Source organism: Spiroplasma endosymbiont of Lariophagus distinguendus (assembly GCF_023846195.1).
GTDB lineage: Bacteria > Bacillota_I > Bacilli_A > Mycoplasmatales > VBWQ01 > Spiroplasma_E.
Genome location: NZ_JALMUW010000090.1, coordinates 1 through 2797 on the forward strand (window position 1 = coordinate 1; position 2797 = coordinate 2797).

General features: G+C 22.1%; 5 protein-coding genes. 4 read left to right on the forward strand and 1 reads right to left on the reverse strand.

Annotated elements, in window-relative coordinates; all coding sequences use genetic code 4:
* The first annotated feature begins 117 nt into the window (after nucleotides 1–117).
* Entirely contained in the window at nucleotides 118–420 is a 303-nt protein-coding gene (locus tag M0D11_RS05580) for a hypothetical protein (protein WP_252320869.1), read from the forward strand.
* 50 nt (nucleotides 421–470) lie between these two features.
* On the opposite strand, the gene M0D11_RS05585 is transcribed toward M0D11_RS05580, so the two are convergent.
* Entirely contained in the window at nucleotides 471–1274 is an 804-nt protein-coding gene (locus M0D11_RS05585; protein ID WP_252320871.1) for a phosphotransferase, read from the reverse strand.
* Nucleotides 1275–1357: 83 nt separating this feature from the next.
* Between M0D11_RS05585 and M0D11_RS05590 the strand changes: the two genes are divergently transcribed.
* From M0D11_RS05590 to M0D11_RS05600, 3 genes are read left to right on the forward strand one after another with little or no spacing between them, the layout of a single operon-like run.
* Nucleotides 1358–1891, forward strand: a complete 534-nt coding sequence (locus M0D11_RS05590) for a cob(I)yrinic acid a,c-diamide adenosyltransferase (protein WP_252320873.1) — start codon at nucleotides 1358–1360, stop codon at nucleotides 1889–1891.
* The gene (rdgB, locus tag M0D11_RS05595; protein ID WP_252320875.1) at nucleotides 1891–2484 is read left to right on the forward strand and encodes an RdgB/HAM1 family non-canonical purine NTP pyrophosphatase; all 594 of its coding nucleotides are present in this window, start codon (nucleotides 1891–1893) and stop codon (nucleotides 2482–2484) included. Before M0D11_RS05590 ends, rdgB begins: the two co-directional genes overlap by 1 nt.
* Nucleotides 2485–2493: 9 nt before the next feature.
* Nucleotides 2494–2646, forward strand: a complete 153-nt coding sequence (locus M0D11_RS05600; protein ID WP_252320877.1) for a hypothetical protein — start codon at nucleotides 2494–2496, stop codon at nucleotides 2644–2646.
* The last annotated feature ends 151 nt before the right edge of the window (nucleotides 2647–2797 follow it).

A 2797-nucleotide genomic window follows, 5' to 3' on the forward strand; every position in this document is an offset into this window, starting at 1 on the left:
ACTTTATATTTACAATAATTATTAACATTATAAATACTATTTATTAAAAACTATTTCCAATAAAATTTAATTTTATTGTATATGCTAATAAAAAATAAAAAAGGGAGTAAATAAATAATGAAATATTGAGTAAAAGAATTTATAAATCAAATAAAAGATAATAATGAAATTTGCGCAAACTGTGATTATAAAGAAAATTTACAAAAAAATATTACTTCAAATGATAATTGTCAAATTGTAAATGATGAAAGAATGCCATTGTTACAAGAACACGCTTCAAATAATAAATGTATAGTTATTGAAATAGAATCAAACATTTCAGCTGTTAATAATATAGTAGAAATAAATTTACAAGGAAAACAAATTGAACAAAAAAAACAGACTACTAATAAATTACCTAATTATGGTTCAATTTGTTAAGAAGTTAAAACTACATAATCAGACTTAAAATGATGAATTATTTAAATAACTTATTTTAATAGATTAGTTAATTTACTTTCACTAATTTCTTTATATATGTTTAAATTAGTTTGTTCGTATAAATAACAAGCTCAATAATATCAAATTAAATTTTGATAATTCATTCATTTTTTAGCAATAATTATTTGTTCATTATTTAAATTAAAACAATTAAATCAAGTATTAATTTCGGTTTCAGAAGTTAAACTTTCAGAAGCAAAAGAGGCAATATCAAATAATTCATCATTTCAACAAGCAAAATCTCAATCAATTAAATATCAACAATTATTTTTTTTAACAAAATTATTTAATGTTAAATCATTATGAGATAAAACAATTGTTGTTGGTTGATAAGTAGCAATTCATTTGATTACCTCACTGGTTATTTTTTCTAAGCAAGGATTACTAGTAGTTAAATTACAGTATAAATTAAGTTGTTCTAAACCTTTTCAAGTTTTAATTAATGATTTATTATCAAATTTAATATTATGTAGTTGTTTTACCAATGATGAAATTTGTTCTAATATTTGTTTATTAATTATTTGTTCGCTTAAATTAATTAAATTATGATAATATGGCATTAAGGTTAATAGTTTATTATTATTAATATTGACTTCATTAATAGGTAATGTAAATTTTTTTGATTTAATTAATTTAATAACATTAATTTGATTTGTAAAATTCAAAAAAGGTTGCAAAATATCTTTAGATTGTTTTAAAAAAAAATGTTTATTTACTAAAAATAAGTCATTGGTTAAACCTTTTGTTTTTAATAGTTCTAATTGATATGGTGGTTTAATAGTTTTAAATTTCAAAATGACACCTCTATTTTGCTTGTATTGTCTGTAATAAAATTATACAATTTATTAAATAAAAAATATTGAAAGTAAGTGATAGTATGTTAAAAAAAGGTTATATTCATATTTATAAAGGTGAAGGAAGAGGTAAAACCTCAATTCTTAATGGTATGGTAATTAGAGCATTGGGTAATAATCTTAATGTTAGTTACTTACGTTTTTTAAAAAATCGTCCTTCTGGTGAAATTAATTTTTTAAAACAAAATACTAAACTTAAAATTGAAAGTTTTTATGAATCTTCGCAAAAATTTTTTTGAGAAATGGATGAAGAAGAAAAAAATAAATTAAAACAAGAAACTAATTATGGTCTTACTAGATTAAAACTGTTAAGTCAAAATGATAATACTGATCTTATTGTTGTTGATGAAATTTTAGGGTGTATTCAAAATAATTTGATTAAAGAACAAGACTTAATTGAAATTTTAAAAAATAAAAAATCACATATTGAAATTGCATTATCTGGTAGATATGCATCTTTTGCCTTAGAGCAATGTGCTAATTTAATTAGTGAAGTTAAATCAATTAAACATTATTTTGAAAAAGGTCAAATTGCTCGTGAAGGGATTGATTATTAATGACTGCTAAAACCTTATGGTTTGCATCTAATAATATCGGTAAAATTAATGAATTAAAGAGTATCTTACAGACAAAGGGATATAATGTCAAATCAATGTTAGATCTTAATTCTCCTCTTGAAATCAATGAAACAGGTACATCATTTATTGAAAATGCAATTTTAAAAGCAAAAACACTTGCAAAATTAGTGAATGGTCCTGTAATTGCTGATGATTCAGGGTTAGAAATATTAGCTTTAAATAATTTTCCTGGTATTAACTCAGCACGATGAAAGGGTGAAATGTCCTATCATGATGCAATGTTAGACATTTTAGAACAAATGGAAGGTGAAACTAATCGTGCAGCAGTATTTATTTCTGCTATTGCTTATGTTGATTTTGATCATAAGATTACTAAAGCATTTATTGGTAAACTTGAAGGTGAAATCACTACTGAGATAAAAGGTAATGATGGTTTTGGTTACGATCAAATATTTTATGTTCCAGTAGTACATGCTACTTTAGGTGAATTGTCATTGGCAGATAAAAATAAAATTTCTCATCGTAATTCAGCAATTCAGCAATTATTAACATTTTTACAAGAACAAAATTAGATAGTTAAAATGAAAAATAAAAAGGATGGTTTAATTCTTTTTTATAGTTTTTCTTTTTTAAAGATTGAATTTTGTTTAGAAACTATTTTAAATAATAGTTTAAGTAAAATAGATAAATTAAAAAAAATTAGTAAAGATACTATGTTAGTTATATCATTTTAGTAATAGTTTACTTGTTTATTTTTTAGTGATATTTTTAAAAAATGAAAGAATGGTTTATATAAAAAAATAACGCAAAATGAAGTTGATTCATTACAAGAAGTAGTTGTTATTGGATTTCCTAGAACATATAATACTTTTGGTAATACTGAAC